The following is a 14,343-nucleotide window of genomic DNA, read 5'->3' as shown; positions in this document are numbered from 1 at the left end:
AGCGCGGCCAACTCCTCGTACGAGGGCAGCTGCGGCGGGGCATCGGTCACAAGGTCAATCTACCGGCCCCGCAGGACCACCTCGCACCACATCGCCGCAGCTCACCGGCCGTCCAAAACAGTCACAAGCCGGTTGAGCCGTTCAATGTCGGCCTGGACAAGATCCTTCAGGCAGAGGACCCCTCCGCTGCCTTCGGCTCCTTCGCCGCAGCCGATTTGAAGAACTACGTGGTGCTGGTAGATATGCTCGTCCAGCACCTTTGCTCGGTATCCAGGGTCCCCAGTCACTATTTCCTAGTCAACTCGGGAAGCACGCCCTCTGGCGAGGCCATCATTTCGGCTGAGGCCGGCCTAGTGGCAAAGGTCCGGGAACGCATGCTGCACTTTGGTGAGGCGTGGGAAAGAGTGATCAGGCTGTGTTTCGCCGTGAAGCGAGACAAGCGGATGAACGCCTTTGAGATGGAAACGCGATGGCGCGATCCTGAGTACAGGACCGAAGCCCAGCACATCGACGCGCTTCTGAAGCTGAAGCAGCTAAATGTTCCTGAGGAAGTGCTCTGGGCTGAAGCAGGCTTCACCGCCGCTCAGATCGACTCCTTCCGCGAAATGCGCAAGGACGACGCCAAGGCCGCTGCCGAGATTCAGAAGCTCATGCCTCAGCCGGCACTACAGGGCAATCCTGCCATCAAGCCTCCGCAGGGTAATTCCGGGAACGCCAACCGGAAGATTCACGAAGCTAAGAACTGACCTGCCGAAATGGCGCGTCACCTCCGAAATGGGATACAGCATATGACGACTCAGAACGAGAACCCTGGCCAGCTCGGCAACGACGGTACGCAGGGCACACCACCGGCTCCGCCGGCTGCCCCGACTCTGGACGAGGTGGCCGCTGACCGGGACCGTTGGAAGGCCCTCAGCCGCCAGAACGAAGGCAACTTCAACTCTGCTCGTACAGAGCTTCAGCAGCTCCAGGCCGCACAGCAGGTGGCCGTAGAGGCCGCTCGAACCGAGGGCCGGACGTCCGCGCTCGGAGAGGTTTCTCAGGAGCTGGTCACCGCCGAACTTCAGCTTCAGGCCGTGAAGGCCGGCGCTGAACTGCCCGACCTGTCGTTCCTGGACCTGAGTCGATTCAAGGGCGAGAACGAACGTCCCGACGCGGACGCGGTGAAGTCGTTCATTGACTCCCTGCCCAAGCCGACCAACGGCGGAGCATTCCCGCATCTGGCGGGTGCCGGCCACAACCGAGGGGCTGACGGAAAGTTCGCCAGTCTCGACCCAACCGAGCTGGCTGACTTCATCTCCGGCGGAAACTTCCTGTAACCGCCCATGTTCAGTCCACCCCTTATCTATCCCGCGTAGCCCTCCACTCCTGGGGGGCTTTTTTTATGCCCTCATGGAGGCTGCATGGCTACCACGCATCACTTTAACCTTGACCCCAAGCAGGTCACCATTGCTGCACTGGGAATTCTGGACCGACAGCTCACCCTTGGCGGCATCCCGGCCCGATACTCTGAGCTGAACTTCACTGGCGGAGTCGGTGACGTAATCAACGTCAACCGCGAGTCTCGCGGTATCCCGGTTGTAGCTGGGGGCATCTCCGCTCCGATCACCAACCCGATCACTGGTGACAAGAACGTCTTTGCGGCGGCCTCGGATCGGCCACTTCCCAGCGCAGACCGCCGGGCACCTAACGGGTTCATCAATGAGACCCGCTTCCCGGTTCAGCTCACCACCCTCGCGCAGAATGCAACCGCACTCGGCATGGAGACGGTGGCCTTTGACCTCAGGCAGTTCGGTGCTCAGGTACTTTCCAAGCTGACTCGCGGTTTCGCTGAATACTTTGACGACACTGTGGCGGCCTTCATCAAGGCCAACATCAACCGGAGCGGGCTGACTGCGGGCCAGAAGAACGCGGTAGGTGGAGACATCACCGTGGCAATTCCGGCAGCGGACGGTACTGCCGCGAAGCTGACTCAGCGGGCCCTTGGTATTCGTACTGCACTCGTAGATGCGCGAATGAACCTGAACCTGGCTCTGGTGCCGGCATCTGAGCGCTATCTCATTGCCGGCCCTGAGGTAGAGGCGATCCTCCTCAAGGACCCCGAGTTTGTAGCAGTCGACTACAGCGGCGACACCAACGCCCTGCGGCGGGCCACCATCGGCCGGATCTACGGATTCGACATCGTGGTTCACAACTCCTTCGGCCTGGAGATGTACCTGTTCCACAAGTCCGCCATGCTGATTGCGTCCGCGTGCCCTGCTCTGCCAATGGGTGCCGTTACCGGCTCCGTTCAGAATGTCAACGGAATCGCTACCCGCATGCTTGTCGATTACGACTACAACAAGAAGATGGACACCATCGGCCTTGACACCATGTACGGCATGGCCACGGTCAAGGAGGACGCGGATTACGCGGTCCGAGGGACGACCATCGGTGAGAAGTTCGTACGAGGTCTCAAGATTGCGATCACGGAGACTCCTGCCGGCTGATCTCCCTTAACCCTCCAGGGAGGTCCCATTGCCTCTGGCTACCGTTGAAGACGTGGCCGCCCGAATAGGGCGGCCCGTCGCTCCTGATGAACACACCCGCATTTCCGCCTTTCTGGCGGACGTTACGGGCCTTATCGAAGACTACTGCGGCAGAGACATGGTCAGGCGGCAGAGCGAGGCCTTCACCCTCTTCCCTGAGGGGGCCTGCCGTCTCGCCGTACCCGGCCGCTTCTCCACCTTCCTCACCGTGGATGCAGTCCACCAGGACGGCCAGGCCGTCAGTGACTGGACGTGGACCGGACGGCAGCTCGTACGCGGTGCCGGCTGGGGCCAGGCCCTCATCACCGTTACCGGCTCCTGGGGGTATCAGACCCCTCCGGCCTCACTGAAGGCGATCACCTGCTCCGAGGTGATCCGCTGGCTTGCCCTGTCTCCTGGTGTGGAGTCAGAGAGGGTGGGAGAGGTAGAGGTGTCCTTCAGCGGAGCCTCTGCCGCACAGGCCCTCTCCGCCATCTCCAAGGCCTCACTGAAGCCGTACCGGCGCAGGGGCGCCGGCTCCATCACCCTTCTGAAGGAAGGCCCCCGGCTGGACGCAAGGGGGCCACATGCTTTCTATGACTGACCCCGTGGAGGTCTGGAGAGCGACGACCAAGGTTCAGTCCGCCTACACGTCTCGCCCCGACTGGGACCAGGCCGTCAAGGTCTGGGCCGGCATGGGCAGTGTGCAGCCTGAGAAGGCCTACGAGTCCTACTCACCTGCCCGTGACGTGTCTCAGGAACGGCTCAGCATCTTCCTCCCCCTGACTGCTGAAGTCACGGATACCGACCGCCTTTTGATTGGTGGCCTCTGGTACGAGGTTGACGGAGACCCTCGCCGGCACAGGCAGACAAGCCGCCGGCATACCAAGCTGACCGTTTGGAGGGCCCTTCGATGACCCGTACCAAGCTGACCATCCATCGCGGTTGGGAAGAGGTCATGTTCCGCAGCACCGCGACGAAAGCCCTTGTGGCGCTTCATACGTCCAAGATTGCGGCTGAGGCTATTAAGGGTGCACCGCGGCGCAAGAATTCTGGCGGTACCCCGTGGAACGGAATCAAGAACAACATTGAGGCGTATGTGCAGAACTCACTTGAGGGCTGGTACGGCAACGTTGTGGTTGAACGTAATCCCCGAGTCCGTCACGCAATGCTCCAGGATCAGGGCTTCAGGGACCGATCCGGCCGGCGCCATCCGGGCCGGCGTTTCCTGAAGGCGGCCCTTCTGAAATCGAGGATCGAATGAAACTTGATCCTGTCGAAGTGCTCGTCACCTACCTGCGATCTCTGCCCGAGATGCCTGCTGGTTCCGTCCGAGGGGACATGACTGAACACGTAGCCGGAGACACCACGGTCTACCTGGAACACTCCGGCGGCTACCGCGTTGTACGCGATGCGGAGGATCGGGCGGACATTGAGTATTCGGTGTACTCACTCGACCGCAAAGCCTGCATCGATCTGGCAATGTCGGTTCGGGAAAAGCTACTTGAGGAGCTTCCCGGTATGGCCGTGGCCGGCGCCCTGGTGCTCGATGTCGAAGACATCGCCATTCCCTCGTACTTCCCCGACGACTCGTCTCGTGAGCACATGTACGGCGGAGAGATCGCCGTGTTCCTAACTGCTGCTCAGTAGGGCAACCGGATCATGACATTGTCTCTGGGCCCATCCTGCTGGAAGCCCTGGAACCCATGCCGGCTGTACCACTCGGCCAGTACTTCGTAGCTGAGGCCTCCAGGCCCGGGATCGACGCTCAGAAGCAGCACAGTCCCTTCAGCGTCCGCGTCCCGGCACACCTGCCGGAGGATCTCGCTTCCCAGCCCCCTTCCCCTGGCTTCTTCCCTGACTGCCACTTCGGTGACGATGGTCGGCTCTTTGCCGGAAGGGTCAGAGATCAGGCTGACGGAAGCTAATCCGCCGTGGAGTACGTAGATCGACTTCATGGCCGTTGACCCTATCCATCGCCGTTTTCCGGCACAAGCCCCCTGTCTGGGGGCTTTTTTTATGCCCTCAGGAGGCCACCTATGGCCAATGATGCCAAGAAGATTCGATTCGCACCCAACGGCACAATCTACATTGCCCCCGCACCAGTTGATGGCACCGCTGGAGGTACCACCCCACCGGTCGCTATCGGGGATGGTGTCGCTGCGCCCACTGGCTATAAGTCTCTCGGCTACGTGGACCCTGCGGGGGTCACGCTAACCCCCAGTGTTGAAAGCCAGCCGGTTGAGGCCTGGCAGTCTGCTGCGCCTGTGCTTTACAACGTCACCAAGGCGAGCTTTTCCATTAAGGCGACGCTCCAGGAGACCAACGAACTGACCACAGAACTCTTCTGGGGCAACCAGTGGGTTGAAGTCATGGCTGGTCAGACTGGAACCGGAATCTTCCGGCTGGATCTTTCGAGTACTCCAGACTTCAAGGAAATTTCGCTGGTGGTGGACTGGAATCAGGGCGCGATCCGCTACCGCTGCGTCATTCCGCGAGCAATGATCTCGGATCGTGGAGCTATTCAGCTCAGCCGCACAGAAAACGGCAAGTATGAGCTGACCATCGAGGCTCTCGACTACCACGGAAGCCTTGGCTATGTGCTGACGAATGACGACATTATCGAGACTGCCAACCTGCTGTAGTACCCCCGAGCCGGGGCGGGTTCAACTCCCCGGCCTCTCTCACCCCAACCCATGCCGGCCCCTCAAGGGGCCCTCTTTTATGCCCTGGAGACCCCTATGACTGCTCCCAAGAAGACTGCCACCAAGAAGACCGTAGCGGCCAAGGCCGAGGCGCTCGAAGAGGGTCCAACCACTTTTGAGCACGCGGGTATTACCTTCGAGGTGCCTCATCCGCTGGACTTCCCACTTGAGGTGCTGGAGACCGACGACGAGTTCGAGGCTTGCCGGCTGATCGTGGGTGAAGACCAGTGGAAGGCCTACAAGGAGACCCGGCCAACCATCCGAGACTTTGGCGTTTTCGCTGAGAAGCTCTCTGCCGCTCAGGGACGAGACACCAACTCGGGAAACTGATAGCAGTCGTTCGCGTCATTCAGGACTACCAGGATGAACTAGAAGCCGACCTCTTGGAGTTCTTCGGCGTAGACCTCCTGGACCTGTGGCGCGGACGGCTATCCCTACGACGTGTAGGGGTTTTGATCAACTCACTGATGAAGAAGCCTGGACGCTCCACACTGCTTGAAGCGCTGGACGAGCGAACTAGGTGGGGAGAGTCGGACTACCTCCTTGCCAGAATCAGTGACGCTCTTGAGCTTTCCAACTTCCTGTTCTACAAGGCCAACGCGGAAGATTCCGATGACGTTGAACAGCCTGAACCGATTCCACGGCCCGGTCAACCGGAGCCAGAACCAGAGCCCATAGAGACACAGTTCAGCTCCGCTGCGGAGTTGAGCAGCTTCCTGGGGCAGCTAAGCAGCCTCTAGGGGGTCTCCATGGCCGAAGGACGTGCGCCGATTAAGGTCGGTACCGGATATATCGAGATCACACCTAAGGTGACGTCTAAGGACCTGAGCGAGCTTCGGGTGAAGGTCCAGGCCGAAATGGAGAAGATCGGCGTAGCTGCCGCTCGGAACCTGAATCAGGCTGTGAGCACGGGACTCGCGGGCCTTCCTCGTGAGGCTGCGAAGCAGGCCGCGAAGGCGAAGCAGGCCATTGAGGGCGAAGCCAAGGATACGGCTAAGACTCTTCAGGCCATTGAAAGGCAGATCACTCGCGAGTTCGGGGAAGAGACTGCCAAGCGCTTTCGCGAGTTCCGCGAGGCGGAGATCAAGAAGCAGCAGCTTCTAGAGCAGACCTCCACGGAGACCCGAACTGCACTGCGTCAGTCGGTACGGCTGGAAGAGCAGGCCGCACGGGATCGGCAGAACGCTGCCGAGCGCCTGGAGCGCGAGCGGCGCCGGCTGCTGGAACAGACTCAGCGCGAGCAGGAGCGCCTGGAGCGCGAGCAGACGCGGACCACTGAGCGGGAAGCGCGTCTACGGCTTCAGGCTGAGCGCGAGGCCCTGCGGCAGCAGGTAGCCGCCCAGCGCGAAGCTACGCGTGAGCGGCTTGCCCTTATCAGGTCTGAGGCACAGGCACAGCGAGAAGCCCATCAGGCCGGCATAGCCACACAGCAGCAGATCATCACGCAGACCCGCGACCGTATGCGGGATCTTCAGCGGCAGATGACCGCGACCACTACTAGTACGCAGACTCTCTTTGGCCGCACAGAGGCGGGCCTAAAGAAGCTGGGCACGAATTTCGAGAACATCGGAAACTCGATTACTGAGACCGGAAACATTCTCGCTACCAAGTTCCTCGCTCCTCTGGCCCTCGCCGGCGGACTGCTGACCACCGTTGGTGTGAAGTCTGCCGACTCCCTCATTCTGGGACAGCTTGGCCTCATGGGCTCCAACGTCTCCGCGAAGGACTCTGCGGCAGCCCTTCAGAAGATTCGTCAGTACGGTGTCGATACCCCCTTCAGCATCGAAGACATGCAGATGTACATGACTCGGTACATCCGAAGTCTGTACTCCCACGAAGAGGGCTCCCAGTCGAAGGACCCCAAGAAGAAGCAACAGGCAGGAAAGAAAGCGTCTGAGCGTGCGGCCGACATCGTGATGATGATCGGTGACAATGCCGCTAAGGCGGGAAACTTGGACCCTGCCATGGTGTCTCGCGCCATGTACGCCATTGACATGATTCTTGACCTTGAGCGGGTACCGACTCGAAACCTGAAGCAATTCACCGCCGCAGCCGGTATCCCGGTTCAGGAGCTTGCTCAGCTCATGGGTTATCAGGACAAGATGGTGAAGGGTAAGGATGGGCAGCCGACTAAGCACACGGCTGCCGCTCAGATCCTTGAACTGATGGCCAATGCGAAGGAGACCGGGGGTCTCCAGGGACCTGAGATGATTCAGGCCCTGATTGACAACTGGATGGGTACTGATACGCAGGGATACGCGAAGAAGGTCACCTCTGCGACCATCACGGGTCGTATTCAGCAGATGAAGGAGGGCGCTCAGCTCGGCTTGGGCAACCTTTTCGCGAAGACTGATCCTGAAACCGGCATGGTGGAGTACACCGGTCTCGGTGAGCGCATCATGGGCAAGAAGGTTACGAAGAAGGATCATTGGGGCCAGGAGAGCACCTCTTTTGAGGGCGGATACCTCAATGAGCTTCAGGACATGGCTAGGGAGTATGGCCCCAAGATTCCCAAGTTCCTGGATCTTTTCTTCGATGCCATCGACTCTTTCACTTCGCAGATCAAGACCGTGGCAAACTTTCTGGAGCAGCACCCAGAAATCAAGGAAGTCGCAGTCAAGATCGCTGAGTTCCTTGTCAAATGGGGACCGCTGATCATTGCGGTAGGTCTGCTCTCCAAGGTGCTGGGCAAGGTGACTGGGCTTGTCGGAAGGGCCTTTGGGCCACTGGCGGCTGTCACTCGTGCAGCCGGTAACGGCGCCCAGGGCGCCAACGACGTTCGGCACCAGGCCCGCGCTCGTCGTGAGGCTCGTCGTGAGGCACGAGACCGAGGAGACAGCCGTTCTCAGATCCGTCAGGCCGGCCGCGATGCCTACCGGCAGACCCGGACTGACCGAAGCGGCGGTGACAACCGTTCTGTAGGGCGCCGTGTAGTGGACAGCGCTCTTGGCCGTTCTGGTCCCAGTGGGAACGAGCGTCAGGAGATGGCGGAGCTGGAGCGTCAGGCCCGTGAGGCTCGTGACGAGACCACCCGTCTCCGTACCGAGCTGCGTGAGCTCAACAGCCAGACCCTCCGGGACATTGCTGCCGCTCTAGGCAGCGGAGGAAACAACTCTGTGCAGGGTGCTGCTCAGCAGGCTCAGAACTCGGTCAACCAGGTGCAGCAGCAGGCACAGCAGCTCAACCGTACGTCTGTCAGTCAGCTCCGTCAGGAACTGGACCAGGCGGACGAGGCTGCCCGCAAGCTGACGGCTGAACTGGACCAGGCGGCTGGCAAGGCCCGGGGCCTGGACGGGGTTCACCTCAACGCCATCAAGGCGGAGATAGACGCCCTCAAGACGGCCGCTGAAAATGCGGGTAGCCAGGTCACCAGCGTCAACACACGTGTAGGCAACCTCAACGGCAAGGACGTCCGACAGGTCAAGGGCTCGATTGACGACCTGACCAACTCCGCCCGTAGTGCTGCCGATCAGGTAGGCGACGGAGCCATGAGTTCTTCCGTCTCGGGCCGTGTGGCAAACCTCAATAAGCGCCGCTTGACTGAAGTAATTCAGGAGTTCCGAAACCTGCTGAATGCCGCTCACGATGCCTACGAGAAGGTAGGCCAGGGCACAGGCGCCGGCTCTCTGGCCGGTCGCATCGGCCTCCTAAATCAGCGCTCCCTAAGTGATGTGAAGGGGAAGGTCGATGACCTCGCCCGCGCTCTGAAGAACGCACGCGAGGAGGGTGACGGCCTTGATGGGGCACTTGACCGAATCGGCAAGAAGTCCCCTGGTGGCGGAGGAAGTAGCAGCGGCGGAAAAAAGAAGGCACGAGGCGGCGTCATGCGCCCCACCGATGTCTCCTATGCCGGCGTCATGCCTGGCTACGCACCGTGGGTCGACAACATCCCGGCAATCCTCTCTCCTGGTGAGGCCGTACTTCGTCCCGAAGTAACCAACGCACTCGGTGAGAGCACCATCAACACGTGGAACGCTCTTGCCATCCGAGGAAAGCTCTCTCGAAACGCGCGGGGTACTAGCGGTGGTGGTGGAAAGCTTGACCTGGACGCCATCAAGGAACTGGTAAGCCTTCAGAGCATCGCTCCGGTTGGTACTGCGATGCTCAAGACCATGAAGCTGGACGGGACTTCCGATCGGCTTGGTGGCTCTGTGCAGGACGGAATCCTGCGAACTGGAGACGGCTCTTCCCGCCTTGGTGGCTCAGCGGCAGCCGACAATTTCCGAGGAATGTACAACTGGATGACGGACGACGTGTTCAACCTTCTCCGGAAGGTTCCAACACTTGTCGGTCAGGCCGCTGGCATTCTCGGTGGCGCCCTTGCTCCTGTTCAGGCTGACTACTTCTGGAATGACGTCTGGAAGGGCGATGGAAACATCGTTCAGCGCGGTAAGGATTACATGGGGCACCTCTTCTCAATGGAGACCCTCGGAAAAGTCTGGGACAACCTGTACTCCGGTGTAGGTGACTCCCTAGGTGCCATCTGGGATCTCGTCTCCGACCCCATCGGAGCGTTCACGGACGCTTTCGGTGATATCGGCGGAATTGTGTCGGGAAGCTATAACAACATTATCGACATGATCGAGACCGTGAAGGAGATCAAGGATTCCCCGCTGGGCTACGCCGGCCGCGTCTACGGCGCGTTCATGGAGAATGCCAAGGAGTCCATGCCCAACACGGAAGGTCTTTTCGACTTCAAGAATGGGTCCACGGTTCAGGCCTCCATGCCGGACTTCGCCGCTGGCCTCGCCCCTAAGGCGGGTGCGGGCGGAGCGGGACAGTGGGCGCCGACAGCCCTACAAGCCATGTCGATGCTTGGTATACCCTCCTCTGCACTGCAAACCGTGCTCTATCGCATTGGTATGGAGTCTGGTGGAGATCCCATGATCGTCAACAAATGGGATAGCAACTGGCAGGCCGGTTACCCATCGGTTGGTTTGATGCAGGTAATCGGTCCAACCTTCGACGCTTATGCAGGTCCATTCCGTAACTCTCAGCCCAAGCTATACGGCACTTCTGTAAACCCGCTTGCCAACATCTACGCCGGCCTCAACTACGCAACCAAGCGTTACGGGTCAGGCTGGATGCGAATGCTGGCAGGAAACACCGGTTACGCCGCAGGCACCCTTAGCGCCTCTCCTGGCTTTGCCTTGGTTGGCGAGAAGGGCCGGGAGCTCGTCCACTTCGGCGGAGGCGAGCGCGTTTACAACAACCTGGAAACCGAGTCGATGCTGAATGGCAAGAAGTACGAGATCCACATCCACGAGGCTCGTCACGAGCCTACTGCGCAAGCAGTCATGCGGGCCCTTCAGACAGCGGAAGCGCTTTACACCAACCTGTAAGGAGGGGTCTGTATGCCGATTCCCGTTCTACCGAAACCGTCACCGCAGCCGCTTAAGTTTCCTATGCCGCCTCGGCCGGTTGAGTGGGGGCATACCCGCGTGACCCTGATTGGAAATAACGGTGAGGGGGAGCCAATCCCCCTCACCGATTTCAACGGGCCTCAGTGGTCGTCCATCTTCATCCAGCCCGGGGCCACAGGCCTGGATATGCCTCCCTTCGGGCTGTTCTCCGATGAGTCGCCCAACTTGGACGGCTCAATCTACCGATCGGCACGGGCAACAGCACGAGAGGTCATGATTCCGGTCTACCTTCATGGCTATGACCGCGAGAGCATTAATAATTTGAAGCGTAAGCTCTTCCAGGCTTTGAATCCCAAACGAGGCTACTGCCTTATCCGGTTCACGGAAGGCGTCAACCGGGTCCGTCAACTCACCGCCTACTACAAGGGCGGCATGGAGGGCTCCGAGAGTGTTGACGCGTCCGGCTTCCGCTGGGCAAAGTTCGGCCTCACATTCTCCGCTATGGATCCCTGGTTTTACCCCACCCGAGCCCAGTCAACCCGCTGGGATTTTGGAGCAGGAGAGGCATTTCTCAGCGCCTCCCGCGCATTCATTCCTGTGCAGCTCGCGGCCGGCGTCATGGGTGTACCTGAAGATGACATCACCATCAGCAATGCCGGGGACATCGAGGCATGGCCCATTTGGAAGCTCTCGGGACCCATCAAGTCCTTCTCTCTACGAGGCCCAGAGGGAGACCTCATCAAGGCGTCTCCGCCGGAGGACGGTTCTGACCTCGTTCCGCTGGGCCGAACGCTCACCATTGATACGCGTCCAGGAAGAAAGACCGTCAAGGACAATACCGGCCTGAACTACTGGGCGACACTCGACACCAATCCTCAGTTTTGGTCAGTTGAGCCAGGAGAAACAAACGCCAAGGTCTCCGTGGTCGCCGGCACATCCAACGCATCCGTAGTCCTGTCCTTCTACCCACGTTACGCGTCATTCGTTTAGGAGGACCATGGGCTACCGAGTTGAAGTGTTCGACCGATACCTGAGACGTGTGGGGGAAATTGACCAGTGGATCTCACTGGACTTCACCGTTCGCCTTGCACAAGAGGGAAGCTGGCAAATTCTCATCAAGGACGACACACCACAGTCCGCCCTGATCAAGAAGGGCGGAGGCATCGCCATTTGGCAGGACGGTGTTTCAAAGCCGCTCCTGTCCGGCCAAGTCGATGTGTTTCAGAAGTATTGGACCAAGATCCAGCACACAGGGCCGGGCTCGCTTTACATCGGGGGCAAGTGTCACAACGCCCTTGCCTACAGGCGCCTAGCCTTTCCCGACCCTGGCCGGCCCGTACATCAGCAGTACCTTGCCGCCCAACCAGCTCGACAACTTCCCAACTCCGGCACAGCCGGCGAGATGGTCTATGACGAGCTGCACCGGGCCCTTGGCCCCGGTGCCCTTGCTGACCGCCGCATTGCCGGCATCAACTTCGTCCCCTCCTCTCTCGGCACGGGCATGGCGGACAGCCTTCGGTTCGACGTGATCGGCTCCAAGCTCGAAGACTGGTACAAGTCGCGAGGCGTCGCCTACCGCTTCCTCTACAACCCCGATGCACAGCGGATAGACCTGGAAATCTTCAAGCCTCGGAACTTGAGCAAGCGTGTGCGCTTCTCTCCAGAACTGGGGAATCTCCGCGAATACATTTGGACACTGAACGCCCCCAAGGCCACCAGGGCGATTGTGGGGGCCGCTGGCGAGAAGCTAGACCGCTACTACTACCAGAAGGTTGATACCGCCGCAGAAGCAGAGTGGGGAGTTCAGGCCGAAACCTTCGTGGACCGCAGAGACATCCAACTCAAGGTGGATCGCAATACCGGGCAGCCCGTCAAGTCCGAGGAATCCATGACGACTGAAGACGTTGAGGCAGCAAAGAAGGCTGTTGAAGAAGCGGCGCAAACGGCATTGGATGAAAACCAGCCCCGCGGGAACTTTCAGATTTACCCCATCGACACTGCCGACTGCCTCTTTGGCCGTGACTACTTCGTCGGCGACTTGGTGACTGTAGCTGTCGACGGCACCGAATACTCAGACGTCGTCCGTGAAGTTTCCATCTCTGTAGACGATGGAGGCAATGCCCAAGACGTAAACCCAAAGATCGGGCAGCAGGGCTCAGGCGAACCACTGAACCTCTATAAGACAGTTTACGAGATGCAGCGCAAGCTTCGCCGCCTCGAATCAAGGATGTGACGCAATGGCAGAAATCAGCTATCCGTTCAACGCGGATAACTCGGACGGCGGCAGGGCCATCGTGTCTCAGACTCAGTGGCAGTCCATGGCCCACATGTGGGGCGGGGACCGAATCGACTACACCCTTACCGCATCCGCCTACGATGCCGGCGATCTCCCTTTTAGTGGTCGGATCATCAATGGAAGGTCCGTGGAGATAAAGCCGGGTAAGGCATGGGTTGGTGGCTTCTACTACCAGCTCACTGCCGCGAAGTCGGTGACTATCGAGGCCAATCCAGGGACCAAGGCCCGCAAGGACATCGTTGTGATCCAGGCCGACATGGCCAGTTCCTCCGTGAATCTCGCCGTGGTCAAGGGAACCGCCACGTCCTCGCCCGTGGCTCCCCAGCCCCGACGCGTTGTCGGCGGACTCTGGGAAATGGTCCTGTTTGAAGTAGACGTAGCCGCTCTTGATGCCTCCGTGACCATAGACAGCCGGCTTTCCTTCAACGCTCCCGCACCGATTGCGTCCCCTTGGAACACCCGAGGCACAGCCGGCAACCTCCCCCGAGGGACGCTCGTTTATGACATGGACGTCAACAACACGGATACACAGTACGAGGCTTTCAACGGCCGTGACGGATACGTGGTTACCAGAGACTTCGGGCGTACTCGAACGTACACACCGGAACTCATCAATGTGAACCAGCCAGCCATTAGGGAGGGGCGATACCGATACATCGCCCCCAATATGATCTGGTTCTCGATCCATCTCCAGAACACATCCGGCTCAGAACTCAAGCTTCATCCGGGTAACTGGACCTTTGGCACGACGCTTCCCGTTCCTGCGAACGGGCGAACCGGTCAGCTCTTCACCGCCTTCATGGACAACAACACCGAACCAAATGCCACAAACATGCCGAACTTTGTACAGCTACTCGGCAAGGTAAATCGGGGCGGAAATACGTCAGTAATCGCTTTTTACCAGGGATCCAAGTGGTCTGCCGATGAAGGCATGGATGGCGTGGACTTCTTTCCCCGCCGTTCATACATCACGGTCTCAGGCGTGTACGAGGCGGCTCTAGTAACCGATTAGAAGGAGAACGCATGGCACGAAATCTCTTCGGCGGCACCGCCGCTGATGTCGCGGAAGACGCTTCTGGTGTCCGCGTTCCCGGCCTCGCCGGAACCCTCTGGGATGGCCCCACAGCAGGCGCCACGCAGGTTGTTGACCTGCTGAACGTTGAAGGCGCCCCCATCCAGAGCATCACCTCAGACACGTACGGGATGATCCCGCCCTTCTTCGGTCCGAGCGCTTCCCCAGAGCGGCTCTACGTGGACTTCGGCTCTGGTATCCGGACCGCCATCCTCGCCTCTGACGTAGGTGACCGATTCGCCAGCCACGTCACAGCCCTGGACCCGCATGGCACTCAGCCTGGATCCACCGCGTAGTGGTCGGGCTGTGGATGGAGAAATCAGAAGAGGTGCCCGCTGACCTGGGATGATGGGAGTTTCTACGCTTCCATCAGACCCGAGCAAGAGGGCACCTCGTAAGT

14 protein-coding genes are annotated in these 14,343 nt (G+C 59.8%); 13 read left to right on the top strand and 1 reads right to left on the bottom strand.

Translation table 11 applies throughout. From position 1 onward, the window contains the following. The 6 genes from OTB19_RS38635 to OTB19_RS38610 form a co-directional block, all read left to right on the top strand. On the top strand, window positions 1-746 hold a 746-nt coding region (locus tag OTB19_RS38635; RefSeq protein WP_267803474.1), incomplete at its 5' end, for a phage portal protein. Window positions 747-788: 42 nt separating this feature from the next. Then, window positions 789-1,319 (top strand): hypothetical protein, encoded by a 531-nt coding sequence (locus OTB19_RS38630; protein ID WP_267803473.1) that lies wholly within the window; start codon window positions 789-791, stop codon window positions 1,317-1,319. A gap of 84 nt (window positions 1,320-1,403) precedes the next feature. Further along, on the top strand, window positions 1,404-2,489 hold the full coding sequence (locus tag OTB19_RS38625) for a hypothetical protein (RefSeq protein WP_267803472.1): 1,086 nt from the start codon (window positions 1,404-1,406) through the stop codon (window positions 2,487-2,489). 52 nt (window positions 2,490-2,541) lie between these two features. Further along, window positions 2,542-3,111: a phage gp6-like head-tail connector protein gene (locus OTB19_RS38620; RefSeq protein WP_267803471.1), complete on the top strand. Its 570-nt coding sequence runs from the start codon at window positions 2,542-2,544 to the stop codon at window positions 3,109-3,111. 309 nt (window positions 3,112-3,420) lie between these two features. Next, window positions 3,421-3,771, top strand: coding sequence for a hypothetical protein (locus OTB19_RS38615; protein ID WP_267803470.1), 351 nt, complete (start codon window positions 3,421-3,423; stop codon window positions 3,769-3,771). A gap of 17 nt (window positions 3,772-3,788) precedes the next feature. Continuing rightward, window positions 3,789-4,157: a hypothetical protein gene (locus OTB19_RS38610; protein ID WP_267803469.1), complete on the top strand. Its 369-nt coding sequence runs from the start codon at window positions 3,789-3,791 to the stop codon at window positions 4,155-4,157. Here the strand turns inward: OTB19_RS38610 and OTB19_RS38605 are convergent. After that, entirely contained in the window at window positions 4,151-4,465 is a 315-nt protein-coding gene (locus tag OTB19_RS38605; RefSeq protein WP_267803468.1) for a GNAT family N-acetyltransferase, read from the bottom strand. The genes OTB19_RS38610 and OTB19_RS38605 overlap by 7 nt on opposite strands. A gap of 81 nt (window positions 4,466-4,546) precedes the next feature. Here OTB19_RS38605 and OTB19_RS38600 point away from each other — a divergent pair, with 81 nt between their 5' ends. The 7 genes from OTB19_RS38600 to OTB19_RS38570 all read left to right on the top strand — a co-directional run bounded on the left by OTB19_RS38600 (window position 4,547) and on the right by OTB19_RS38570 (window position 14,239). After that, a complete protein-coding gene (locus OTB19_RS38600) occupies window positions 4,547-5,152 on the top strand; it encodes a hypothetical protein (protein WP_267803467.1) in 606 nt (201 codons plus the stop codon). A gap of 96 nt (window positions 5,153-5,248) precedes the next feature. Continuing rightward, window positions 5,249-5,542, top strand: coding sequence for a hypothetical protein (locus OTB19_RS38595; RefSeq protein ID WP_267803466.1), 294 nt, complete (start codon window positions 5,249-5,251; stop codon window positions 5,540-5,542). A 419-nt stretch (window positions 5,543-5,961) separates the two neighbouring features. After that, window positions 5,962-10,554, top strand: a complete 4,593-nt coding sequence (locus tag OTB19_RS38590; protein WP_267803465.1) for a transglycosylase SLT domain-containing protein — start codon at window positions 5,962-5,964, stop codon at window positions 10,552-10,554. A 99-nt stretch (window positions 10,555-10,653) separates the two neighbouring features. Further along, complete coding sequence (locus OTB19_RS38585; RefSeq protein WP_267803464.1) at window positions 10,654-11,565, top strand: phage tail domain-containing protein; 912 nt, start codon at window positions 10,654-10,656, stop codon at window positions 11,563-11,565. Window positions 11,566-11,572: 7 nt separating this feature from the next. Further along, complete coding sequence (locus OTB19_RS38580; RefSeq protein WP_267803463.1) at window positions 11,573-12,808, top strand: siphovirus ReqiPepy6 Gp37-like family protein; 1,236 nt, start codon at window positions 11,573-11,575, stop codon at window positions 12,806-12,808. A 4-nt stretch (window positions 12,809-12,812) separates the two neighbouring features. Next, window positions 12,813-13,883: a hypothetical protein gene (locus OTB19_RS38575; RefSeq protein ID WP_267803462.1), complete on the top strand. Its 1,071-nt coding sequence runs from the start codon at window positions 12,813-12,815 to the stop codon at window positions 13,881-13,883. Window positions 13,884-13,894: 11 nt separating this feature from the next. Beyond that, window positions 13,895-14,239 (top strand): hypothetical protein, encoded by a 345-nt coding sequence (locus tag OTB19_RS38570; RefSeq protein WP_267803461.1) that lies wholly within the window; start codon window positions 13,895-13,897, stop codon window positions 14,237-14,239. Window positions 14,240-14,343 lie beyond the last annotated feature (104 nt).

The sequence above is a fragment of the Streptomyces sp. H27-H5 genome (assembly GCF_026627505.1).
Taxonomy (GTDB): domain Bacteria; phylum Actinomycetota; class Actinomycetes; order Streptomycetales; family Streptomycetaceae; genus Streptomyces.
Note: the sequence above shows the minus strand (reverse complement) of the source record. Positions and strands in the feature narration are given on the sequence as shown.